This is a genomic window from Deltaproteobacteria bacterium (assembly GCA_029860075.1).
Classification (GTDB): Bacteria; Desulfobacterota; JADFVX01; order JADFVX01; family JADFVX01; genus JAOUBX01.
This window is the reverse complement of record JAOUBX010000013.1, coordinates 1-22,745: the sequence shown is the minus strand read 5'-3', so window position 1 is coordinate 22,745 and position 22,745 is coordinate 1. Positions and strand designations below refer to the sequence as shown.

At 44.6% G+C, this 22,745-nt stretch carries 23 protein-coding genes and 1 pseudogene; 5 read left to right on the top strand and 19 right to left on the bottom strand.

Features of this window, described 5'->3' with window-relative positions:
• Positions 1–238 precede the first annotated feature (238 nt).
• The 4 genes from OEV42_06015 to OEV42_06000 all read left to right on the top strand — a co-directional run bounded on the left by OEV42_06015 (position 239) and on the right by OEV42_06000 (position 4,808).
• The gene (locus tag OEV42_06015) at positions 239–1,786 is read left to right on the top strand and encodes an NAD(P)H-hydrate dehydratase (protein ID MDH3973816.1); all 1,548 of its coding nucleotides are present in this window, start codon (positions 239–241) and stop codon (positions 1,784–1,786) included.
• Between the two features lie 315 nt (positions 1,787–2,101).
• On the top strand, positions 2,102–2,863 hold the full coding sequence (locus OEV42_06010) for an outer membrane lipoprotein-sorting protein (protein MDH3973815.1): 762 nt from the start codon (positions 2,102–2,104) through the stop codon (positions 2,861–2,863).
• Positions 2,864–2,883: 20 nt separating this feature from the next.
• A complete protein-coding gene (locus OEV42_06005; GenBank protein MDH3973814.1) occupies positions 2,884–4,128 on the top strand; it encodes an ABC transporter permease in 1,245 nt (414 codons plus the stop codon).
• A gap of 20 nt (positions 4,129–4,148) precedes the next feature.
• Positions 4,149–4,808, top strand: coding sequence for a M15 family metallopeptidase (locus tag OEV42_06000; GenBank protein ID MDH3973813.1), 660 nt, complete (start codon positions 4,149–4,151; stop codon positions 4,806–4,808).
• A 426-nt stretch (positions 4,809–5,234) separates the two neighbouring features.
• Here OEV42_06000 and OEV42_05995 read toward each other — a convergent pair whose 3' ends face one another.
• From OEV42_05995 to OEV42_05960, 8 genes are all read right to left on the bottom strand, one after another.
• Positions 5,235–5,534, bottom strand: a complete 300-nt coding sequence (locus tag OEV42_05995; GenBank protein ID MDH3973812.1) for a hypothetical protein — start codon at positions 5,532–5,534, stop codon at positions 5,235–5,237.
• A gap of 230 nt (positions 5,535–5,764) precedes the next feature.
• On the bottom strand, positions 5,765–6,280 hold the full coding sequence (locus OEV42_05990; protein MDH3973811.1) for a hypothetical protein: 516 nt from the start codon (positions 6,278–6,280) through the stop codon (positions 5,765–5,767).
• Positions 6,281–6,416: 136 nt separating this feature from the next.
• On the bottom strand, positions 6,417–7,151 hold the full coding sequence (locus tag OEV42_05985; GenBank protein MDH3973810.1) for a hypothetical protein: 735 nt from the start codon (positions 7,149–7,151) through the stop codon (positions 6,417–6,419).
• A 42-nt stretch (positions 7,152–7,193) separates the two neighbouring features.
• The gene (locus OEV42_05980; GenBank protein MDH3973809.1) at positions 7,194–7,865 is read right to left on the bottom strand and encodes a DUF998 domain-containing protein; all 672 of its coding nucleotides are present in this window, start codon (positions 7,863–7,865) and stop codon (positions 7,194–7,196) included.
• A gap of 16 nt (positions 7,866–7,881) precedes the next feature.
• Positions 7,882–8,634 carry a PaeR7I family type II restriction endonuclease gene (locus OEV42_05975; protein ID MDH3973808.1) on the bottom strand — a complete coding sequence of 251 codons (753 nt, stop codon included), beginning with the start codon at positions 8,632–8,634 and terminating at the stop codon, positions 7,882–7,884.
• A complete protein-coding gene (locus OEV42_05970; GenBank protein ID MDH3973807.1) occupies positions 8,631–10,280 on the bottom strand; it encodes an Eco57I restriction-modification methylase domain-containing protein in 1,650 nt (549 codons plus the stop codon). Before OEV42_05970 ends, OEV42_05975 begins: the two co-directional genes overlap by 4 nt.
• A 456-nt stretch (positions 10,281–10,736) precedes the next feature.
• Complete coding sequence (locus OEV42_05965) at positions 10,737–11,120, bottom strand: hypothetical protein (protein MDH3973806.1); 384 nt, start codon at positions 11,118–11,120, stop codon at positions 10,737–10,739.
• A 142-nt stretch (positions 11,121–11,262) separates the two neighbouring features.
• Positions 11,263–11,940 (bottom strand): SIMPL domain-containing protein, encoded by a 678-nt coding sequence (locus OEV42_05960; GenBank protein MDH3973805.1) that lies wholly within the window; start codon positions 11,938–11,940, stop codon positions 11,263–11,265.
• 354 nt (positions 11,941–12,294) lie between these two features.
• Here OEV42_05960 and OEV42_05955 point away from each other — a divergent pair, with 354 nt between their 5' ends.
• Positions 12,295–13,257, top strand: a complete 963-nt coding sequence (locus OEV42_05955) for a hypothetical protein (GenBank protein ID MDH3973804.1) — start codon at positions 12,295–12,297, stop codon at positions 13,255–13,257.
• A 233-nt stretch (positions 13,258–13,490) separates the two neighbouring features.
• On the opposite strand, the pseudogene OEV42_05950 reads toward OEV42_05955, so the two are convergent.
• The 11 genes and pseudogenes from OEV42_05950 to OEV42_05900 all read right to left on the bottom strand — a co-directional run bounded on the left by OEV42_05950 (position 13,491) and on the right by OEV42_05900 (position 22,233).
• Positions 13,491–13,610 (bottom strand): annotated as a pseudogene (locus tag OEV42_05950) (transposase).
• Between the two features lie 59 nt (positions 13,611–13,669).
• Positions 13,670–14,836 carry an ATP-binding protein gene (locus OEV42_05945; protein MDH3973803.1) on the bottom strand — a complete coding sequence of 389 codons (1,167 nt, stop codon included), beginning with the start codon at positions 14,834–14,836 and terminating at the stop codon, positions 13,670–13,672.
• A 360-nt stretch (positions 14,837–15,196) separates the two neighbouring features.
• Positions 15,197–15,991 (bottom strand): IPT/TIG domain-containing protein, encoded by a 795-nt coding sequence (locus OEV42_05940; GenBank protein ID MDH3973802.1) that lies wholly within the window; start codon positions 15,989–15,991, stop codon positions 15,197–15,199.
• A gap of 201 nt (positions 15,992–16,192) precedes the next feature.
• Positions 16,193–16,597 (bottom strand): hypothetical protein, encoded by a 405-nt coding sequence (locus OEV42_05935; GenBank protein MDH3973801.1) that lies wholly within the window; start codon positions 16,595–16,597, stop codon positions 16,193–16,195.
• Between the two features lie 207 nt (positions 16,598–16,804).
• Entirely contained in the window at positions 16,805–17,092 is a 288-nt protein-coding gene (locus OEV42_05930) for a hypothetical protein (GenBank protein ID MDH3973800.1), read from the bottom strand.
• A 200-nt stretch (positions 17,093–17,292) separates the two neighbouring features.
• Positions 17,293–17,658, bottom strand: coding sequence for a DUF6488 family protein (locus tag OEV42_05925; protein ID MDH3973799.1), 366 nt, complete (start codon positions 17,656–17,658; stop codon positions 17,293–17,295).
• 20 nt (positions 17,659–17,678) lie between these two features.
• Entirely contained in the window at positions 17,679–18,443 is a 765-nt protein-coding gene (locus OEV42_05920; GenBank protein MDH3973798.1) for a HupE/UreJ family protein, read from the bottom strand.
• A 70-nt stretch (positions 18,444–18,513) separates the two neighbouring features.
• Positions 18,514–18,903 carry a VanZ family protein gene (locus OEV42_05915; GenBank protein MDH3973797.1) on the bottom strand — a complete coding sequence of 130 codons (390 nt, stop codon included), beginning with the start codon at positions 18,901–18,903 and terminating at the stop codon, positions 18,514–18,516.
• On the bottom strand, positions 18,900–19,412 hold the full coding sequence (locus OEV42_05910; protein ID MDH3973796.1) for a hypothetical protein: 513 nt from the start codon (positions 19,410–19,412) through the stop codon (positions 18,900–18,902). Before OEV42_05910 ends, OEV42_05915 begins: the two co-directional genes overlap by 4 nt.
• Entirely contained in the window at positions 19,409–20,206 is a 798-nt protein-coding gene (locus tag OEV42_05905) for an exosortase/archaeosortase family protein (GenBank protein MDH3973795.1), read from the bottom strand. The genes OEV42_05910 and OEV42_05905 overlap by 4 nt, the downstream gene beginning before the upstream one ends.
• On the bottom strand, positions 20,203–22,233 hold the full coding sequence (locus OEV42_05900) for a VIT domain-containing protein (protein ID MDH3973794.1): 2,031 nt from the start codon (positions 22,231–22,233) through the stop codon (positions 20,203–20,205). Before OEV42_05900 ends, OEV42_05905 begins: the two co-directional genes overlap by 4 nt.
• Positions 22,234–22,745 lie beyond the last annotated feature (512 nt).

The window sequence follows — 22,745 nt, the reverse complement described above, 5'->3', positions numbered from 1 at the left end:
GCCGCTAATGTCAGGTGATAAGGCAAGATTGAGGGGGTGTTATCGGCAAAGGAGGTGAAGAGGGCGCTTTTGATTTTGAATTTAAAAAAAGGTATGTTATATAGGGGCAGGGAAAGTTGACGTACGATGATATAAATGATTGTTTGACCTCCCCTTAAGCCCTTTATACTCTTTAGGGCGCTCCCTGGCAAGGAAGGTTAGGGGGGGGTGATTTTAGCAAAAAACCGGAGGAGTTCACATGAAGGTAGTCACTGCAGATGAGATGAGAGAAATAGACCGCCGGGCCATAGAAGAGTTTGGCATTCCAGGTGTCGTTCTCATGGAGAATGCAGGCAGGGGGGCTGCGGAAATTATTGCAGAGATTACCCATGAAACAGATGCCGGGAGAGTGCTTGTTATTGCAGGCAAAGGGAACAACGGTGGAGACGGGCATGTGGTGGCCCGTCATCTTGTCAACAGGGGAATTGATTGCGAGATACTTCTAGTGGGTAAGATAAAGGATGTTAAGGGGGATGCAAGGATAAACCTCGATACGGCCATCAAGATGGGCATAGAAATAAGGGAAGAAACAGGGGATATCTCAGTTGTTGAGAATGTCATAACAGGGGCTCACCTTGTTGTCGATGGATTGCTCGGAACAGGACTTGCCAAGGAGGTAAGCGGTTTTTACGAACAGGTTATAGAAGCCATTAATTCATCGGATCTTCCCGTCGTTTCTCTCGATATTCCGTCAGGGCTCGATTCAACGACGGGCAGGCCCCTCGGTCTTGCTGTAGAGGCTGATGTGACGGTAACCTTCTGTCTGCCCAAGACGGGCGCTGTTATTTATCCCGGTGCCGATTATGTGGGGCAACTCGAAGTGGCAGATATTGGCGTTCCCTATGCGTTGCTTGAAGACAGGGAGAAAAAGACCTCTCTCATCCTCAAGGCTGATGTTGAGGAAATCCTTTTGCCGAGAGAAGCTGACAGCCATAAGGGAAGTTATGGACACCTGCTCGTTGTGGCCGGTTCAGGGGGAAAAAGCGGGGCCGCCGTCATGGCCGGAAAGTCTGCCCTGCGGAGCGGGGCGGGACTTGTTACCGTAGCCGCTCCTTCATCGATAAACAGCATTCTTGAGACGAACCTGACGGAAGTCATGACAGAATCGTTAAGTGATGTTGATGGGGGATTTCTGGGTAGTGGCGCAGTAAAAAAGGCGCTTTATCTGCTTAAGGACAAATCGGCGCTTGTTCTTGGCCCGGGACTTTCCCGGGAAGAAGAGTCGGGAACCTTTGTGAGAGCAATTATGGAAAAGCTTTCCATTCCCGCTGTCCTCGATGCCGATGCTCTCTGGCACCTTTCCGCTCATACCGGCCTGATCTCAAAGTGCAAAGCGCCCCTCATTCTCACGCCCCATCCCGGTGAGATGGCCACAATTCTCGGCATATCATCGAAAGAGGTTCAGCAGGATCGTCTAAATATTGCCCGGTCTTTTGCGGCTGACTTTGAGTGCTATCTCATTTTAAAAGGCGCAAGGACCCTTGTCGCCTCACCTGAAGGTGATGTTTTTATAAACATGACAGGCAATGCGGGTATGGCAACGGCCGGCACGGGTGATGTTCTTTGCGGCATTGTTGGTTCACTTCTCGGTCAGGGGTACAGCGCTCTGGAGTCGGCCCTTGCCGGTGTCTATATTCACGGGGAAGCGGGAGACAGGATAGCAGAAGAAAAGGGGGAGGCAGGTCTTATTGCTACCGATATAATAGAGCGTTTTCCGGAGGTTTTTAGGGAGATGGGCCGGTATTGACTTAAAAACCTTGATTGGACACAGATTAACGCTGATTTATTATGATTTTCATTCTTGTCATCCAATTCAGCAAGCCCTTAAAACTCCTCTCCTATTTTAGGAGGGGACAGGGTGGTAAAACCTCTCTTTATCAGTACATCTTTGACAAAGAGGGGGAACTTAAGGCTCCTTCCTTTTTACTAAAGGGGAGGTTCGGAGGGTTTGCGATTCTTGATTTGAGTTAAACACCCTAAAAAGTATTTTTTTTGGTTATGCAAATCATAAATTATCAGTGTCTAAGTAATTTATTACCTAAATATTAGTGAATAAAACAACATGAAAAAACCATTTCACATCATCTTCGTAACAGCGCTCATTCTATCCCTCACCACTCCTGCATTTGCTACGGAACTCACGGCCAGGGATATTATTAAAAAAGTCGACGACCTGCTTCGTGGCGACAGCGCCCATTCGGTGATGGAGATGACCATTATCAATCCCCGGTGGCAGCGGACCCTTAAGATGGAGAGCTGGGAGGTGGGGCGGAAAAAGACGCTTGTCAGGATTCTGCATCCCAAAAAGGAGGAGGGCGTCGGTTCGCTCAAGATCGATTACCAGATGTGGAATTATCTTCCCCGTGTGGAGCGTGTTATCAAAATTCCACCGTCCATGATGATGTCCTCCTGGATGGGGAGCGATTTTACCAATGATGATCTCGTTAAGGAATCGAGCATTGTCGAGGACTATACCCATGAACTTGAAGGGGAGGTTGAACTGGAGGGAGTAAAGGCCTACAAGATAGTAGCAATCCCTAAAGAACATGCCCCCGTTGTTTGGGGAAGGCTCGTTTTTTTTGTAAGAGTTGACGATTATGTGCCGCTAAGGCAGGAGTATTTTAGCGAAAGGGGCGAGATGGTCCGCTATCTTGATTTCCAGGAAATAAAAAAAATGGGCAGGCGTATCCTTCCTACGGTCTGGGAGATGGTTCCTCTCAATAAAAAAGGGAAAAAGACGGTTGTCAGAATGGTGGATATTGAATTTGATCTGCCCATCGATGATAATATTTTTACCTTGAGGAACCTGAAAAAATGGCCATGAGTCAGCCTTCTTTTTCCTTAATGGAGACTTTCTCCCTCTATACTATCCTGGGCTTGAGAAACATCTGGCGCCATCCCCGGCGCTCCCTTCTCACTTTTCTTGCCATCATCCTGGGGCTTATGCTTTTTATCCTCACGCGGGGAATCCAGATAGGGACTTACGAAAAAATTATCGAAAAGGGAGTCAGGACCAGTACGGGTTATATCCAGATCCACAAGACGGGTTACCGTGAGAACCACAGCTTTGAATATATTATTGAAAATGCAGACAAAGTCTTTCAGGTGCTGGCGCAAGAGTCTCGCATTGCTGTCTTTTCGCCGAGGATAACCGGTGAAGCCCTGGTTGCGAGTGATGAGGGAACAACAGGTGCGGCCGTCATGGGAGTGGATACTGAAAGAGAGTTTGAGGTAACGACGCTTTCATCGAGGATGAAAAAAGGGGATTTACCAAGAGGGAAGGGTGATATTATTATTGGCGAGAGGCTGGCAAAGAACCTTAAAGTCGCTCCCGGCGATGAACTGATCCTCATTGCCAACGGCGCAGACGGTTCGCTTGGCGCAGACCGTTTTACCCTGTCAGGCATCTTCGCCACCGGTGTTGCCGACTTCGACAGCTCCGTTGTCCTTATCGGCATTGAAGACGCCGATCTTCTCTATTCAATGTATGGGGCTATTACGGAAATTGTCATTCATCTCAAAGCGTTCGATTTTGCCGAAAGTACGGCAAAAAAACTGTCTCTATCCCTTGGTGGAATGGGAATGGAGGTTCACTCCTGGAAAGAGCTGCTGCCCGAGATGGTACAGATGATCAGTCTCGACAATATTGGCGGCCTCGTCATGCTCTGGTTTTTCTTCATCGTTGTCATTGCCGTTATTCTTAACACCATCCTCATTTCTACGTTGGAGAGAATCAAGGAATTCGGTATTATGATGTCGCTGGGTCTCAAACCCTCCAGGGTTTTTTTCATGATTCTCTACGAAGCGGCTATTCTTGTCTCCATTGGCACTGTCATCGGCCTTATCTTTTCATGGCTTGCCGGAAGCTACCTTGAAGCCAATCCCTTCAGTATCAGCGAGACGGTCTCCAAAAATATGGAGGCCCAGGGTTTTTCACCACTCATTTACACAAAGCTAACGGCAGGTATCATTTTTTCCTGGGGAGCAGGTATTTTCCTGGCATCTATCTTTGCCGCACTCTATCCGGCGCAGAAAGTCGCAAGAATGTCACCGCTCAAGGCGCTTCATCCGGGGAGAGGTGAGATGTAGATGGAGGATAAACTTCAAATATGAAACAATCCATTTATAGTCCGGCGCTTTTTCGTCTTATTATCTGTGCACTGTGTCTGCCGCTTTTCCCGGCATTTCTCTTTGCGGGCGAAGGGCCTTGCACTTACTCCACCTATAAGTGGAACGTCAATTCCAGGGAGGCCGTTGATTTTAAGAGGGTGAGCCATGCCTATATGGACCTGACCGAAGAGGAAATTGACCCTGAAACGGGGTGTACCGTCTGTGAGGAAGATCAGGTGATTATAGACATTCCCCCTGTAAAGCCATTCCGTGTTTGTAAAAAGCTGGCTCCGGCAATTACAGAAGCCCTCTACGGGATGATGGAATCAGGAGAGCCGGTCTTTAAAGTTGTCGGTTACCGTGTAGGAAAAACCAGGGGTGAGCCTGACAGCAATGGAAACAGGACAGGTTTCAGCAATCACTCATTCGGCGTCGCTATCGATATCAATCCCGATCAGAACGGGTTGTACGATAAATGTATAGATTTCGGAGAACATTGCCGCCTTATTAAAGGGGGGCCATGGCTGCCGGGCCGGCCGGGAACATTGATGCCGGAAAGCGAAGCGGTAAGATTGATGAAAAGGGCAGGCTTCAAATGGGGCGGTGAGATAGCAGGCAGACAGAAGGATTTTATGCACTTTTCCATTAGCGGATATTGAAAATTTTTAAAGGATGGAGAGTTTTAACAGATATAAATCCTTGCATCAAGCCTGATGATGGTATATTATAGGTTGCAAATAACCACAGAGGCCCCGCCTTTACAACCTCCGCGCCAACGGATTCAGTTTTGACGTACTCCCTTTGTCTTGAAGGGAGTACTATAGTTTAAAGCTTTCCTTTCTTCCCCTTATTGGTATTAATAGGGACACATCCGAATGGCACTAAGTTAAGCCCCTTCAGCACGATATTTTGCCCTGTGTGGAATCTCTATCATCTCGTGCCTTGGTGCGGTTAATTGTGCAAAGTTTTTGCGCCTTCACTTAACTGCTCTTGGTTCTCGTCTGCCCGGTCGTTCAGGCACAATATTTCCAGCAATTGATTCATACAGATGTCCAATTAAACGGACTTGTTCCTGAAGGCTGATTTTAGACTGGTTCAGATGGGGCTCCCACTGCCGTAAGGCTTGTACACTTCCCTTGAAACTGATTTGGCGCACTCTCATACCTTTTTTCTTTACTAAACCTCCTCCTGCGACTCAATGCACCAGATTTGGCTGGATTCAGGTATTGTTTTGGTACAAATTTACCGAAACATACACCAGGCTGACCAGGCGATTTCCCTTTTAGTTGTTCTACTTTTTCAGCCAATATCTGTTGGGCTGAACGGGGCTTTTTTCGGAAAGTTTTTATATGGAAATTGGGGAATAAAGGAGTATAGTTTTTCATACCCGATTATACCCTTTTACCCTTATATTCACTGCTCTTTTTCTATGATAAAAGCGCTTAACCCAGTGCCATTCGGATGTGTCCCTGTTAATTAAAATAATCTCCTTCATTCACCAGCTTATATATCTTCAATGCCACAGGTCGCCCAATTTTCAGGATAAATACCCTTTTCAACGATTAAAATCACTGGTGTGGTAACACGTTTGTTGTATTGTGGGGTTAGGTACTCTTTATCTATTTCTTATCCATTCCATAAACTCTGGCACGACATCTTCAGATAATTCGAGTATAGCCTCAGCAAGGTCATGGTGGCCCTTCGCAACAATAACAGCTGCTGCAACGGCCCTGGAATAGGAGCCATCCCAATCTTGTTTTGCCGCTTCCGCCACCAAAAGAGGGAGACGGCTCAAGGATTCAAAATATGGATTTTTTAAATCAGTAGGTATTTCAGGCCCCCTGCCTTGGTATCTTGAAATTTCAATGCAAGTTGGCAACAGAAAGAAATGCCAGTGTGCTTTAGCTGGATCAGCCGCTAATATTTTAATAATGTGAGGTGTGGCGGCGTACGATGCCGTGTAAACGTCATCTTGGTGGCAGAGCGCACTCCACAAGGAAAAATATGGTTCAGACTCATAGTCTTTATATGGTGGGTTACTAGCTAATTTGCGTAGCATGTCTGGTATGTCAGACGCTTCACCATATGCATGCTGTAATTCAGACCAACGATTGCTTTCAAGTCTTAACATAGTTTCTACCGGACTAACCAGCCGCGCGAAGATGTTTGTTTCTAATCCTCATTTTGCTCACGCTTTCAGCTTTTTTTATTCTAATACTATTTCGTCAAAAGTGTAGAAATGACGCCTATTTTTTTAAATTACCCAATCACTTTGTAAACCCGGAATTTAAATCAGCACCGAATAATTTATATTCAACACGTATTGGTTTATTGCTTTCGTCCTTTTCCACAACATATCCGGCTATCACTACTAATCTGTTGTGAAAGGGATCTTGGAGCCAGCCCATTGGCCTGGTGGTTTCCGGGTATGATGTATTATGATCATGAATTACTCCCAACCGTTTTTCGCCCTTTTCTTTCGATGTAATCCATACTTCAGCCCATGATTTAAATACATTCTCACCTGAAATAGATACTTGTTCTCCTGCGTTTACTTTAATGACCATATCATATTGACCGCTATTTACCTTTGCCGGAAATTTACCACCTAAATATTTACTGATAGCTTTTATGGCATGGTTCTCTAAATCCTTTGTGGAGAGACCACTTCTACAATAACAATTGTCTCCTTTTTGTGTAGGGGTATCGGAATAACATTCTGGGTCACAAGAAATATTTATTAGGCGGGCGTCATAACAAGGAGGGGTATTACACATCTTTAACTTTTTATTAAACTCGTAATCAGTTTTCTTGCTTGTATAAGCAAGCCATCCATCCTTAGAAAAACCCAGGGGATATACTCCATTATTCATCATTATTCCAGCCCAGTCATCATATTGATGTGATGCCGCATTGAAATGAGGTGGATAATGCCTTGATTTAGCTTCCGAAACAGAAATTGACGGCATCAATAATAAGAGCATCAAAAGAACATTCCTCATGTATCTACCTCAATATTTGACCCTGGTCATATAATATTTGAATTAAACCACGCCGCTTTTTGGCGTCGCTTTGAATGACTTGTTGGATACCATTACCAGCACTAAAGTAAAAGCTAGCCACAGACATAATAATGCGGCTCTTTGGTTTAAGCCAATAGTAGCACCTTCAATACCGATGGCTTTTGGCCATTTCGTAGTCATAAGCATAAACGATATTGGAGCCATGCATAATATGATGCCACCCAGCACCCTATTAATTTTATTATAATTATAGATAATAGTTAGTGTTCCTAGAAGTACGGCTAATGATAGTGAACTATAAAAAAACATGAGCAACCCTGCGTCATGAAATGATTGAATACGTATTGCCATAAACCCTGATTGTTTTAGTACACTTAAATTTTTTGCTGTTTCCTCATAATAAGCAAGCATAACCAAGCCAAACGATGCTGCTCCGGATAATGCCGGTATAAAATGGGCTAAGTGGCTAGAACCAAATATTTGGAATTTCGAATTTATAAAACTAATTATTAAAAGTGTTAAGGATGATAGCAACATTGATGTTGTTATTAGGTAATCGTATGGTGCTTTTGCCGCATAAGTGCTTATTTGGGAGGATATCAAATTAAGCTCATGAGAACCAAAATGGCCGAGCACCATTGAAACAAGTGAAAGAAATGCGATTATTAAACCTATCCTGCTTATGAGTATCATGGTTTTTTGCATCAAATTATGATGTAGTTTTCATCCGGGCGGCAACTGCTGCAATGTGCCCTGCCAGTGAGGTAACAAATATCGTGAGGCTTGTCATTGATGATAATGTTGAATAATCGCCTGTTTTCGCTGCGCTTCGGGGAGAAGTTATGACCGTTGCTGTTGTATAAAGCTGTTCCTGAATGAGCCTCTGACATAGTAGATCGTAACGCTGAAGGTAGGAAGCACCCTTGAATTCCTTGAAAACAGGAAAGTGCGGGGATTTATCACTCACAGGCGCACGAGACTTTGGAGCGTCTTCAACAAGCATGAGCCATCCTGTGAAAGGCCGTGGTTGTTTCCCAAAGGCGCCTTCCCGGTAAGCTGTCCATAGATCGTGGGCAGTACCGATTGCCTCTTCAGTCCTGTTATTAAAATTATTGCCGAAAGACGGCCCTACGTGGCTTTTGAGTTCAATGGCTGCAATTAGTTCACCTTTGTAAATTACCAAAAGGTCCCAGAGTTTTGTAGGTCGAAAATAGCCCGGTAATGTCAGCATGGCCCGCTGCCGGTGTATTTCTGCATGAGGAAGGCCGTTTTCCTTGATAATGTCGAGGATTAGGGCAATAAAACCATCCATATTTTTTCCTGCAGTCACGCCTGCCCGCTCTCCCTGATCGGCTTTACCCGATGTGATTTGTTTCTCACGGGCTGCTTCACGGTTTTTCCAAAAGGCTTTTACGGCCTTTTTGGCCTTTCTTTCGTAATCAACTAATCCAGCGCCATTTATTTCCCATTCCCTCCAAGTATTGATCTTTCTTCACGATTTAGTCCGTATAGCTCAAATGCGGCACTATTACATGCTTCCATGTCTCTATTGACGGCTGCATCGTGCAGTTGCATGCGCAATGTTTCCGAAACATCATTCCAGTTGGGAATTGGAATTCTCCTTAAGTACTGGGCCTGAAAACGCAGATAACCGCCTCTCATTTTGGTGGAGTAGGCAGCAATAAAAAACCTGGCAACGTCCGACAGCAAAAGAGCCTGCAAAGCTCTTAAATCCCATTCTTCCGATGTGATGAAATACAGGTTGTGATGGGGATAAAGTTTTCCACCTTCATAAACGATATGTGCCCGGCCCTTGATATCAGGGATGAGAAGTTTTGCCTTAGAGGTAAGGGCGGGATCGATACGATCGATTGTCCGGTACCATTTTGAGGGATTCTTTCTGGCGCAGTGCCGTCCGGCAATAAGGTCTTTCCGGGCTTCAAGATAGCTGTGAAGCCGGGGATAATTATTGAGGTCAGCGAGGCTTCCGTCATCCATAAAAGGATTAATAATCCCCTGCCCCTGCCAGCTGACTTCACCGGACAGGATATCGCCTGTCGTTGCCAGCGGCAGCTTCCGGTCTGTCTCTACATCGAGTTTATCGTAGGCGCCGATAAAAGCTTTGTCTGCGCCCGTTGCTACACCAATGCCCACCTTGCAGCCTGCCTCTTCAAGAAGCGGAAACTGCGCTTCGAGACGGCGCAAAAGAGCCAGCTGGTCCGGTGAATCGAGCAGCCACGGTTCCTTTCCCTTTGTCACACAGGCTAATTCACCAATGTAACTGTTTTTTTCTTTTGTTTTCCTTGATGTTAATTGAGAGGCAAGCTCAGACAATGTGGCTGAATCAATTTCCGGACGATGCGCTATGCGTGTCACACCCGGTTTTTCATTGCCGATAACGATAATGGCAGGATATGCAGAGACGTCACGGTGAAAAGCGGGTGTGCCTGCCATATCGACATAAATTTTAAGGTGAAAATTTTCGGCAATAAAACTGCGTAAGGGGCCGCCATAGCGGTTCTTGGTCCACCTGTCTGCGCAAATAAATCCAAGATTCCCTCCTTTTTCAAGCAGCCGAAGTGAGCGCTCGATAAAGGGAATATAGAGATCGGCCCGGTCGTGCATGGTTAGGTAGCGGCTACGGTATTCGGCAAGCAATGTAGCCGGAATCAGTTCCTGGCGCACATAGGGGGGATTGCCGACGACAAAATCAAAACGGCCCTCAAGCGGGGTAAGGAGAAAATCTCCCTGAACTAACCAGCGATCTGTAAGCTCAGCCGCAGACTGTGAATCAACTCCTTCCGCCCTAAACTTTTCAATAACTCTTTTACGGGTTTCGATAAAGGTTTTATGATGGAGTTCGACGGCACAAACGGCATTGCCCAGATCGTCGACAATATGGCTTTTCTTTTTCCACGATCTCCATGAAGCAAGAAGCCGTTTCATGAGGGGCAGAAGAAAGTCACCGGAACCGAAAGAGGGCTCAAGAATTTGCATTTTATGAAGTGGCCGATCAGCGGTATAACCGGCAAGATCAAGGATAAAATCGGCAACTTCCCTGCGCGTAAAGACAGCGCCGCGGGCTTCAATCCCCCCCTTGCTTGCCAGTGAATCAATTGCAGCCGCCACTGTTGGTGACCACTTGCCTGTGGGCTTGGTAAATAAATCGAATTTAAGCTGATTGGACGCCAAGGTCAGTAACTCCGTTGATTTGCTTTTTAAAGACAAAATATCACAGGGAAGGAGTTAAAGACAAGGTGGGATACATAGAAAGAGAGTTTCATCAGAGATTGCATAGAGACGGCCCGGCGGGCTTTCTAAATAATAAAGCAGTTAATAATCCTGTTTGTATTCTGTCAACGATTGCTGTCATTTCGACCAGCGGGAGAAATCTTGCCTCCACTCTTTCCTTAAAACCCTCTTTTTACCCCCGAAAAAGTGCTTCTAAGCCTTTTTGGGGCCCTGTTTTTAGGCTTTTTCCTTTTAATTGCAGTATGTTAAGTTGGCCTGACCCTATTCCAGTTAATAGTATGCGCAGCTTTATGCGCAGACTCGTTAGCGGCATTACTCTTGATACTCCACAACTTTTTTGAATAAAGTACTTTCTTTAGCGAGGTTTTCAATAGTTTCAACTATTTTTATTGCATCTTCAGATGCCATTTGATCTTCTACAGTCTCAGATGACATTTTATAATATAGTCCCAGGTTATCTATCACATGCTGTGCTGCAAGATTAGTTTCACCATTTTCTATTTTTTTTAATAATTCAATTTCACTAGCAGCATTAAGGTACTGAACATATTCAACTGTAATGCCTTCCTTTGCTTCTTCGACAAACTTAATAGCTTCTTCAAGATTAGACAATTTTTTATTTGCATAATAATAGCCAAGTAACCATCCCAATATTAAGCATACACTTCCGATAATTATAATTGAGAAATAATTCATTTTTTTAAGCAGCTAACAATTGGCGTTTTATCTGTAGCCCCGTAGGGCGAATAAGTTTTGTAGGTTGAGTTGCAAAACCCAACAGATTTATTTTATCGTTTCAGTTTGAGTTGGGATTCATTCTTCAACCCAATCTACCGAATTATTGTAATTCAAATTCAACGGCTACAGTGGCCGTAATATCCACCGAGCCGTATGTACTGCCGCTGCTTTCTTCACTTCTGTAATTTGAATAAAGTTTTTTTGATGCATAATTTTCCACGCTTATTTCGTGGATGTTGAATACAGGCCCGACTTCTGCGTTAAGACTTTTGGCCATGAGTAGGGCTTTTTCTTTTGCAGCTAGAAGCGCTTTCTTGAATCCTTCATTTCGCCTTTCAAATTCATCGTTTCGGCCGTAGTCTGTTGAGTTAATTGCTAAGGCATTATATCTGGAGAGTTCCTTATAGATGGAAGGAAGTTTACTCAAGTTATTTATACGGAGTTGAATATTGCAGGATGAATAATACCCGACATGTACCCATGATTTATTTTCCCATCTCTTTTCCTCACCCTGCATTATCAACGATTTTGTAATCACCTGATTGGTCAAACCGACTTTATTGAGGTTCTCTATGATCGCTGAAAGCCCTTTTTGGAGTTCCTTATAGCTCTCATCGACTGTTTTTTTCACATACTTCAGTTCCGTATGAATGATTGAATATTGCGCATCTAATGAAACTTTTGATTTTCCAGTAACTGATATTTTTCTGATATTATCCCCGGCAAAGGCAGTATTCGAAAAAACAAGTAAAATAAATAGAATTTTTAGTACTTTCATATCTCCTCCATTTCATTCAGTTTCGCAGGCCGGGCATTGCCCGGATAATGCAATTTTGTCAAATGTGTAGATCCGATCTCTTTATGCGCGTGATTATATTACAATTAGTTAGCTTCACCAGATCCCATTACTGCCCGAATTTGCTTACCTGATTCAATGATATGACAGGTATTATTTTTTGCCATTTCCCTTGAATGGTTAGTTCTGGTTTATTATACTTTTTTTGTAGAAAAAATGATACTTCCGGAAATTAAATAATTTAAGGTGTTAATAATGATGCTGTATAAGCCGCCTTAATCCGATCCTGTAGAAAGGATCAGATTTATAAAATTTAATATAGAAGGAGGAGGCGTAATGAAAGGATTTTTTTATAGTATGAACATAGCGGTTTTCTTTCTCGTTTTGGCAATCGGTGAGGTGAGAGCACAGCCGCCAATCATTGATACGGATAAGAGTATGTATAACCTGGACCCTTATTATTGGGTTTACGATGCCTCACAATATAAGTGGCAAGGGGTAAATCAAAACCTTTGGCCTGCAGAAGGGCATGATCTTACTGTCGGTTTTTCTCTTTCCGGATTTACAGGCAGCACATCTTTGACTTTTACAGTCGAAGGTCTTGCTGATCCTGTGGAAGGTATTATGGAGGAGGATCCGGGAAATGGCCTTTACAGAGGGGCATTTGTCGTCAGTGAAGCCAGTGTCGGAGGAGAGCTGTTCAAACCGGGAGAAAAGGACGAACAGGGAGTTTCTCTCTTACCCAGGGTCCTCACCCTGGCCATCTCCGATGAAACTGAAACAGTTGCCTCACGTGAGATTAAAATTACCAGGTGGGGCTGCGACCGCTGTCATCTATCCCAGGCATTAGCCAATGAGATCTACTCCTGGGCCTCCCCTGCAGGAGGGCCCCTGGGACCCCATAATTGGCCCAATGTTCTCGGCCGTAATGGCGGGCGCCCGGGGTTTGATTATAATAATCTGACCAATGATGCGCTAACCCACACCCCGACGGTAGGTGGCTATGTATGGGACAGCGGAACGGGAGAAAATGTCTGGGTAGATAACCCTCTTAATCGCCCGCCCTATCACCAAAGGACCAATCAGAAGCTTGGCAGCTCTGAACTTTGCGCACCCTGCCACCAGGGTTCCGGTCGCGTGAGGAGACCAATGATTATTGAGGGAACCCCTCTTTATATCTCAATGGAACTCTCTCGTAACGTAAAGTGTGTATTCTGTCATAGCAATGATAGCGGTTATGTTCCCGATGACCCCCACCGCCCCATGTGGGAGGACTGGGTTATGCAAGGATGGAATTAAAGGTGGTCGGTAAGTCATTATATTATTTATAGCATTCTTCTATTATGATAATTCATCTATACAGGGTGGAATAACTTCTTTGGCAATTAGCGCAAGTGGCGGAAACGCCACTTGCGCCCCTTTAAACCCTCTTTTCATCCTCAAAAAAAGTGCTTTTAAGGCTCAGCTTGCCCCTGTTTTTAGCTTTTATCTTTTAATTACAGTGAGTTAACACGCTCCAACCCCATTAGTTTCCTGGCCGATTCCCGAAGTAACTCAATATGATCGGCAAGAAGTGATTTTCTTCTTTCTAACAAATTAACGGTAAAAAAGTAGCCGGCACTATCGATTCTTTGTCGTCTGTAATTTGGCATGGTGTTGTGCTTTAATCAAACGGCGTATAGCGCAGGCTTATACGACCTACGGGGCTGCCTTACTTTCTTCCTATCTCTGACACCAACTCAAAAAGAGAAATAACTTCAATATCCGATGCAATCCGATAGCGCTCCGTCCCCGGATAAATGATAATTTTTCGTGATGGATTCAGGTCGCTGCAAGCAGCATAAAACCCTTTTTTTACCTTGGGAGCAAGGCTTCGTTTAATCTCCATAGCCCATAGATCACCATTGGGCCAGAACAGCAGCAAATCAATCTCTGCACCTCCACTGGTCCGATAGAAAAATGGCTGAACCTGATCCGGCAGGCAGGCAAGAAGATTTTCCATGATGCAACATTCCCAGCTTTGCCCGATGACCGGATGAGCACTCAAGGCTTCCTTGTCTGCAATACCAAGAAGGGCATGCACAAGGCCGCTGTCCCGGACATAGACCTTGGGTGACTTTACCAGTCGCTTTCCTATGTTGGCATGCCAGGGTTGCAGGCGACGTACGAGCAGCAAATCAACAAGCAGGTCGAGATAGCTTCCGGCTGTTTTGACGTCTACCCCCAGATTACGGGCGAACTGGGCAGTATTGAGAAGCCCGCCCTGATGATGGGCAAGCATTACCCAAAAACGCCTGAGAGTTTCAGCGGGAATTCGCCTGCCAAACTGGGGAATATCCCTTTCGAGATAAGTTCGGATAAAATCCTGCCGCCACCTGAGGCTGCGGGAATTGTCGGCAGCCAGCAAACTTTCAGGAAAACCGCCTCTAACCCATAGGTCATCCATCGAACAATGTTCCGCTGTTTCCATGATGTGCAAAGGAGTTAGTTCAAGATAGCTAACACGGCCGGCCAGCGTTTCACCTGATTGTTTGAGTAAATCGACTGATGCAGAGCCGAGCAGCAGGTATTGTCCTGAACGTTTTCCGGCGCGGCGGGCCTTGTCGATGAGACCACGGAGAACAGGAAAAAGGCCCGGAGCACGATGTACCTCATCGAGTATAACCAAACGGTCCTGGTGATCCGATAGGTATATTTCGGGTTGAGCCAGTTTGGCGCGGTCCTGTTCGGACTCAAGATCAAGATAGATGGCCTTGAATTGTGCTTCCAATTCAAGGGCCAAAGTGGTTTTTCCCACCTGCCGTGGCCCCAAAAGTGCCACCGCCGGATATTGATTGACCGAGTCTATGAGTCGGGGATATAGATTTCGCTTAATCATCCTTGCAATTATGGAGTCTTATTCCCTGATTTGCAAGGGAAAAAGAAGTGCGTAAGGGGAAGATTTTGAGGATTGTTAGTATGGGTTTTCTTAAAACTCCTTTTTTAGAGGCTCAAATGGGCCTTTTAAGGCTGATTTTAGGGTGCTTTTTAGGTCTTTATCTTTTGTTTTCAGCTGCTTAACTCGGTCCGACCCTATTACCGATTTCTAAACTTACAACACCCGATTACTCGAATACTGCTTCACGGTACTACCGGGACGAATGAGCAATTCCCCGGACAGGACTTTAACCTGCTAGATAGGTTGCCGGTAACGGCGTACGGTCCGACCCTATCACGGGCTACCCTTGTTGAATTTGCCTTAAGTAATAACCAGGCTGCCAGCCATGTCGTGAGAGTAGCCATCTGAGGGTCCGTTAGTATCACAATAAGCATAATTGATATTATCCAAGGTAAACCGGAAAGCATAGTCATACACACCAACTGTGGATATGGTTAATGTGGCCATATGCTCATCATTGTTCGTAGTAAAATCATAACCTGGATTAATTGCACCATCCACCCAGATAAAATTCACTATCGTGGGATCACTCCCATCTGCGCCATAGCCAAGCTGGCTAACAATCGGGGCTGGAGTACTAGCTATATCCGTCAAGCCCGCGACATAGACCTGGCCATAGATATTTTCGGTGGTGACACCTGCTGAGGTAGTTGAGGTATAGGGTGCCTGGATGTTACAGAAATCAACAGCACCAAGGTTTACCCCTGTATAGGTAAAAGCAGCAGTCAGGGTGGATGTATTTCCACTGCCGTTATCAACGGAAATATCCAATACTTCAGCAATCCCACCATTTGCCGGGAATGTGCATTCCAGACTTGTACTATCTACAAGCGTACAACTTGCTGAGTTTTGACCAATGGACACGGTATCTGTATCTGAAAATCCTGTTCCTGTGAGAATCACGGTTTGGGTGGTGGTGGCCAGGCCGTTATCAGGAAAGACGGAACTCAACAGCGGAACCTTTGGATCTTTATCCTGAGAGGATGCCGGAGTGTCACTCCCACAACCGGAAACTATCGGAAGAGCCATGATCAACATGCCATATAATGGTATAAGGGATAATCTGTACTTCGAATTTGAACTGTTTTCCATCATCTATTCCTCCGTAAGACATTTAATTATTTCCCTGTAGTATTTATAATAGGGACATAAAATAGGGGTAAAATAAAATCAGACGCTATTTTAATATATCTCAAACAACAAAATCCCTCTCTAAAGGGTTTTTTCTACAGTTTCAACGTTAAAGTTGTGGGGTGCAAGCGCAATAGCGCACAGCATCCCGCACACGACGACTTGTTAGGGCTTTGGTTCTGTAATAACTGGCTCATTATCAGTGATTACACTAACACATTCACTTTCACCTAGTATTAAATACTCGGAATAAACACCTGTTACACCAGAAACAAAACCACTTCGGTTTTTCTCAAGATCGTACCAACCACCTGACTTAACAACCCATAACCAGCCTTTCGGTCTTGAGTCATTACTCCAGAACTCAAGCAGATCACCTTCTTCTAAAACACGAAATCCTTTCGGCGCATCAAACGTAACATAAACTGGATTATCTATTTCTTGGAAACGAAGTGTGATTCTTAATAGCCATAAGTCATAATGGATATCCGTTACCTCAGGTAGTCCTTTAAAACTATCTGATGCTTCGAAAGTTTCCGATACAGGTTTTTTTATGGCTTTATTGTCCATTCTTTTTTAGCCCTAACGAGTATTATGTAGTTTCCCGATAACACTCCTTTTTGAGTGTTATCCGACTTTTCTATCAGTGTTATTTAATCATTCGGCCAGACGGCTCGTATTAGCGTATGGCGCAGGCTTATACGCCCTACCGGGCTTGGCATGGTCGATTTATATCATATCAATCCGTTGCTGTCAATTAATTGGGATGTGTCCCTATTAACTAATGCCGGGAACCTGGACAATAATTTTATCTTCTCCACTTCGTTGGACAGTTGTGCCTGACACTCCTATTTCATCAATACGGTTTCTGTAAACAGCAAGCGTTTGCTCTATCGCTTCCTGCTTCTCATTCTCCGGAATATCCTTTAATACGACGCCAATCGTAAAATGAGTTCCTCCGGCAAGGTCCAGTCCCTTATTCAGACCTTTGGCACTGATAACGTATATACTGATACAAATTACGATTACGACAATAAGACTTCTCCAGAATAATTCTTTTTTCATTGCAATCTCCATAAATTATTCATTTTTTTTGCTACTCATTTTTTAATATAAGTACGGCAAAAGGAGATTGCAACTTACGGGAGGAAATAATGTGGGAAAGGTAGAGGGGAGAAAATTTCGATTATATGATGGGTTTCACGACCTTGCACCCATCCTACGCTTTAAGTAAAAAACACCATTTTGGAACCCTCCCCCAAACCTCAACCCCCCTTAAACTTCCCACTAAAATTTGCACCGAGATATTCAACATGAACCGTTAAAAGTACAAAGAGAGTCCGCTTCTTTTCCCTGTTATAAAAGGAGACAATGACAAAATTCTCCGTCTTTTTGACAATCTTTTTGTCCTCTTCTTTAATCTTTTTCCAACTCTCATCGAGGAAGTCCCCCTCGACAGGCTCTTTATCATCAACGATGATGGAGACATCAAAGGTTGCCTTTCCGAAAAAATCTGCGTCTGTGAGAGGTGGATGATCGTGGTCGCCATGAGCGAAAAGCAAAGGGGGAAGAAAAAGCATCACCGCCATCACCTGAATAAAGAAACTTCGCTTGATTATATTCCTCTTCATTATCTACTCCTTTAATGGGATCACCGGTGTCCCTTATAGATTTCCCGCGCCTTTTTTATCTCATCCGATTCCATATCTTCGTGGGTATGATAATGGCCGTCTTCATGGCTATGAGTAGTAAACAAATAAGCATGCATTTGAATCACCAGAAGAACCACTCCTGCCGCAATGAGCCCCTTGTTGGAAAGGGTGCTGAAGTGATTGAAAGACTCCCTTTTGCGCCACCCGGCCATAAGAATGATCATGACCGTCAGTGCCATGATCTGCCCTGTCTCCACACCGACATTAAAAGAGAGTATTTTCAAAACCAAACCCTCATTTCCCAGGGGGAGCTGCTGGAGCCTTGTAGAAAGGCCAAAACCGTGAATAAGTCCGAAAATAAATACAGCCCACATAAGGTTGGGAGAGTTCATCTTGAGATGCTTTTTAAAACCATCGAGATTTTCAAAACCCTTATAACATACGGTCAGTGCAATCACCGCATCGATGAGATAGTAATTAGCCTTAATCCCATAAAGGGTGGCAAAGAGCAGTGTAATGCTGTGCCCGACTGTAAAGGCTGTTATGAACTTAACAATATCCCCGAAACGAGTCAGAAAAAAGATGACGCCCAGGAGAAATAACAGGTGATCATAACCTGTCAGCATATGCATGGCCCCGAGCTTTAGATACTCCAGGTTCCCCCCCTCGATCATGCGCTGCCTGTCAGCCGCTGACATACCATGTGCGAAGGCATTTGTAGTGACAAAAAGAGGAAGAAATATAAAAAATACGGTTCTAATCATTAGCAGTATGACTTCATTTTTTTACTTTCCTAATATGGGAAGCAATGATATTCCGGTGACAAATGGTATGTCAATATTTTTTGGGTGATTTCATACCTTTCACGGATAGAAGGGTAAATAAAACAATGCCCGCTGCATCAGCCAGCAGGTCAGTCATATCAGCCGTTCTTTCAGGGAAATAATATTGAGAAATTTCTTCTAAAAGTGCAAAGGAAAAGACAGTCAAGGATCCAAGCTGCCAGTAGAGGCCATATTTTTCAATATAACGGTAAGTGAGTGCCCTATTCAATAGAAACGATAGAAATCCATAAAGCATAAAATGCCCCAGCTTATCCCCCAATGGGACTCCTCTGAAAAAGTCGAATAAGAAGCTCTCTGCCCCCACATCTGCCAGAATAATGATGTAGCAGATGAAGAGGAAGAAAAGCAAAGCCGGCAAAATTCTTTTGAGCTTCATCATACTTCTTCCGCCACAGTCAGCGCCCACCAGGGGCCATTGCTTTTTCCAAACAGTGCCGACCAATACCATGACGAGGTGTCACTCCAGCTATTGCCTGATTCATCATAAATAATTTCACAAACGCGAATCTTTTTCCCATTCATCTCAGCCTTGACGCAACCCCAATATCTTCCATCACCTTCATTGCGTAAAGGGAGGTGACTTACCCTGTAGCCGGCGCCTTTTAGACAGTCTGCCGCAGGGTGGAGTTTTCTGCTCTCCTTTTTAATCCACCTTATAATAATCTCCCGGGAACCGTCTGTAAACCGTGCAATTTCTCCCGGGAAATCATTACCGAAACTCTTCTCAACATGGGACAACTCAAGTCTTTTCAAGGGCAGCCCATTTAATTCTACCGGCCATTCCACAATATTTCTATTTTCAATATAGGGCGTATTATTAAAGGAAAAGAAGGGCATGGCGGCGGCAAAGATGTGCAGGAAAATCCATAGACATTTTATTTTCATCATCTTACCCCTCCTTCTGCTTTTTTTAATGAACTGTGAAGTGAAACAATTGCGAGGGTAACCGCTGTGAATGCAACAAGCCCAATCCCATTGTGTATCCAGGGAGGACCATGCAATATCCCCGTTTCCATATAGAAAAGGGCTGTCACACGCATCACATTGCCTGTGAAGATTATTAACATGGAAAGGCTGTAGGTCAGCCACGTCCTGATAGTGTTGAGACCGTTAAAACAGGCCAGCGTGAAATTGAGATAGAGCCCGGTCCAGAGCATCCTTATCCCTGCACAGGGCGCATCAATGGAGATAATCTCTCCGGCCCAGCTAAGGCAGGTTCCGGCCGCCGTCGTGTAATAACCGGTGAGAGTGATAAGTTTAGAGGCGATAATAGCCGTTACAAAACGAACGGGATAGCCGAGATAGAACTGCAGCGAGGCAATAATCGGCAGGGAGAGTAAAAGCAGACCTATAATACCGATATGTACCGACCTCCCGAAACGTGATGGACTCAGGATAGAGGCAATACTCATTACAGCCAGAAAGGCCCTGCCAAGAGGAGGCAGGGCCTTGAAAGTGACGAGATATACAAACAGAAATACTGATGATACTATCATCTGGCGAGAACTGATCTTCACCTCTTTCCCCCGCAGTCCGATAAAAAGCAGGGCCGTTACAAGCGCTAAGAGCCCCCAAGGCTCATCGGAGGAGTCAAGCAGTCTGCTTACATACCATCTCCATACGGGCCAGAAGGCCACAAGCTGCAAGAGGAGAAAGGCTGAAGATTTTGACAGGCCGGTCACAGTCTGATCCTTTTCCTATATGTGAAAACCCGCCAAATAAGGACAATTCCAAGCACCACAACAAGCATGTAGGTTTCAGGTTCCGGTACGGCAGGAACGTTTCCACCGACTGCAAGGTTCGTTACGCCCTGCGGCAAGGGCAGGGGCTGTTTGACCTTCTCCGGCTTGCCGGAGACATTCCTTATTATCTCGTCAACAGCAATGAAAGAGGTATATTTTGTAAGCAGGTTATAGGTCAGTCCAAGTCTCGTAATTTCCTTCTTTCTTTCACTGTTGCCCCTGATCATTTCATAATCGCCGAGGGTACTGATCCTGTGCCGTGCCCACAGATATTTGAGGGCGGAATTGGACGATTGCGGGTTCACATCACCAACATTGACAATCTTTTCATAGGCCTTGTCACCCTGGTTTCCCCTGATTATTATTTTTCCCTTAGCCTTGCCTTTCCACTTACCGAAAATAGTTAAAGGCCTTTTTGCAAGAAGATCGGGAACACTCTCAGGTTCAATGTCATATGCCTCAAAGCCCTCAAAATCAAGCTTTATGTGGGAAAGAAGGGGCGTCAAAATGTATTCTCCGAGCTTCTCTGCCATGATGGGCGCCTCGCTATGTTTAGTCACCACAAAAGGCTCACCTAAACCGGCCCTTGCCATCCCTTCTATGAGGTGACGATTGACGCCGGAACCGATGCCGAAGGCAAAAAGATTCGCCTTGTTCAGGTTTTTCCTGATAAGGTCAAATGCTTCAGCCTCAACATTTACATATCCGTCCGTTGCAACTACGATAGTTCTGGCATAATTTTTATCAGCCGGGAGCTTTAAGGCTCGTTTTAGTGCCGGGAGCAGTCGAGTTGATCCTCCTCCACTCTTGCTGTCAAGGAGCCTGAATGCCCTTTTGATATTTACGGGTGTTGCAGGAAGGGACCTGTTCGACAAAACTTCCGAACCGCCCGCAAAAAGGAGAATATTGAATTTGTCTGTGGGGCGCAGTTTCTTTGCCAGATCCTTGATCAGTTTCTTTGTTATATCGAGAGGGAAGCCGTGCATGGAGCCGGATACATCGACAATATAAATATACTCTCTCGGCAGGATCTGGGCGGAAGTGATCCGTTCGGGCGGCTCCATATTGAGAAGAAAGAAGTTTTCATTCTCTCCCTTATAAAGGAGCAGGCCCGACTCTATCTGCCCACCCTGCAACCGGTATTGAAGAATATAATCCCTGTTTCCACCGAACCTTTCCGTATCACTGAGAGAAACTTCAGCACGATTTGCACCTGAAAAATTGATATTAACCTTGTGAGAGGTAGAAACAATATCCTTGATAGGTATCCCTGTAGCAATATTTACCTTCAGGTCGAAGGAATAAGAAGGCTTTTCCTCTTCCTGCAGGTAGGGGTTTGCAACCCATTGTTCACTGGCAGGAGCAGTACCCGCTTTTTTACTGGAGTACCTCGGCCCCACAACTGTGGGATAAACAAACTCATAGAGACCATCGGTAGGAATTATATTTTCAGAATAAAGGAGTTCTACCTTTATTTCATCGCCCGGCATAATATTGGCCACACTCATCTGGAAAACATTAGGCCTATGCTGCTCCAGGAGGGAGGCACTTTTGCCCTCTTCCTTTGCCTTTTCATAGGTTTTTTTAGCAGCGCCCCGCTCTTCAATCTTTGCCTTAATGACTCTTTCACCAATAGTCATCGTCATGCCGTGAACAGCTGCCCTTGTCGAACCGGGGAAGATATAGATAGCCTCGATTGGCTTTGTTCCTTCATTCTTGTAAACCTGTTTTACTTTCACATGGGCAACAACCCCGGCAATGTCCACAACAGCGGAGCTTTCTTTAAGAGGCATGCCGTCAGTTCCCTCATCTTCTGAAATAACATGAAAATAAGGTGACAGCGTCTTGTCCTTTTCACTCCCATCTTCCGTCCCTTCGTAACACCACACAGGCAGCGGTATCAGCAGCAAGAGAATCACTCCCGACATTATCCCTCTAATTAGTGTCTTTGATTTTATCTTTTCCATTTTTTTCTCCTTTCTTAAGGTTTAGTGTCTTAGAAAAAATAGGCACCATTTTTCCGGCAGATAATTTTTTCGTTAAGACACTTATCCAGTTTTCTGGGTTAAGGAAAGTATAAATGGCGAGTTTGAAGTGAGTTTGAAGGGGTTGTGAATTGTTTGTGAAGAAGTGATGAAGGGGGCTGCAAACTTACGGAGAGAAGGGGCTCAATTCTTTGAGGTTTACACCTACTAGTAAATAAAATTTGCGTTGTAATAATATAAGGATTACTGGTTGAAGTGTGGTTATCCTACAGGTTCAATAATTAAGTTATTGTAAGTATTTGATGCACTTTGATTGCTAGTGGGACAAAAATAAATGCCGATATTATTAATGAAATAGCAAGAAATATAACATTGTTAAAGTTACTACCCTTTTTTGAGATTCTTCTCAAGTGCTTTTGTAGAATAGTAGCCTATTGTGGCCGTTATTGCTGCAACTGTCAGTGCAATGAGATGGGCAGCTAAATCACTATTAG

Excerpts from the sequence above, each read along its gene's own strand:
- OEV42_05980 (MDH3973809.1), bottom strand. The coding sequence starts at position 7,865 with ATGATACTCATAAGCAGGATAGGTTTAATAATCGCATTTCTTTCACTT.
- OEV42_05960 (MDH3973805.1), bottom strand. The coding sequence starts at position 11,940 with ATGAAAGTACTAAAAATTCTATTTATTTTACTTGTTTTTTCGAATACT.
- OEV42_05930 (MDH3973800.1), bottom strand. The coding sequence starts at position 17,092 with ATGAAAAAAGAATTATTCTGGAGAAGTCTTATTGTCGTAATCGTAATT.
- OEV42_05965 (MDH3973806.1), bottom strand. The coding sequence starts at position 11,120 with ATGAATTATTTCTCAATTATAATTATCGGAAGTGTATGCTTAATATTG.
- OEV42_05995 (MDH3973812.1), bottom strand. The coding sequence starts at position 5,534 with ATGAAAAACTATACTCCTTTATTCCCCAATTTCCATATAAAAACTTTC.
- OEV42_05945 (MDH3973803.1), bottom strand. The coding sequence starts at position 14,836 with ATGATTAAGCGAAATCTATATCCCCGACTCATAGACTCGGTCAATCAA.
- OEV42_05900 (MDH3973794.1), bottom strand. The coding sequence starts at position 22,233 with ATGGAAAAGATAAAATCAAAGACACTAATTAGAGGGATAATGTCGGGA.
- OEV42_06000 (MDH3973813.1), top strand. The coding sequence starts at position 4,149 with ATGAAACAATCCATTTATAGTCCGGCGCTTTTTCGTCTTATTATCTGT.
- OEV42_05935 (MDH3973801.1), bottom strand. The coding sequence starts at position 16,597 with ATGGACAATAAAGCCATAAAAAAACCTGTATCGGAAACTTTCGAAGCA.
- OEV42_06010 (MDH3973815.1), top strand. The coding sequence starts at position 2,102 with ATGAAAAAACCATTTCACATCATCTTCGTAACAGCGCTCATTCTATCC.
- OEV42_06015 (MDH3973816.1), top strand. The coding sequence starts at position 239 with ATGAAGGTAGTCACTGCAGATGAGATGAGAGAAATAGACCGCCGGGCC.
- OEV42_05925 (MDH3973799.1), bottom strand. The coding sequence starts at position 17,658 with ATGAAGAGGAATATAATCAAGCGAAGTTTCTTTATTCAGGTGATGGCG.
- OEV42_05920 (MDH3973798.1), bottom strand. The coding sequence starts at position 18,443 with ATGATTAGAACCGTATTTTTTATATTTCTTCCTCTTTTTGTCACTACA.
- OEV42_05955 (MDH3973804.1), top strand. The coding sequence starts at position 12,295 with ATGAAAGGATTTTTTTATAGTATGAACATAGCGGTTTTCTTTCTCGTT.
- OEV42_05915 (MDH3973797.1), bottom strand. The coding sequence starts at position 18,903 with ATGATGAAGCTCAAAAGAATTTTGCCGGCTTTGCTTTTCTTCCTCTTC.
- OEV42_05940 (MDH3973802.1), bottom strand. The coding sequence starts at position 15,991 with ATGATGGAAAACAGTTCAAATTCGAAGTACAGATTATCCCTTATACCA.
- OEV42_05990 (MDH3973811.1), bottom strand. The coding sequence starts at position 6,280 with ATGTTAAGACTTGAAAGCAATCGTTGGTCTGAATTACAGCATGCATAT.
- OEV42_05985 (MDH3973810.1), bottom strand. The coding sequence starts at position 7,151 with ATGAGGAATGTTCTTTTGATGCTCTTATTATTGATGCCGTCAATTTCT.
- OEV42_06005 (MDH3973814.1), top strand. The coding sequence starts at position 2,884 with ATGGAGACTTTCTCCCTCTATACTATCCTGGGCTTGAGAAACATCTGG.
- OEV42_05910 (MDH3973796.1), bottom strand. The coding sequence starts at position 19,412 with ATGATGAAAATAAAATGTCTATGGATTTTCCTGCACATCTTTGCCGCC.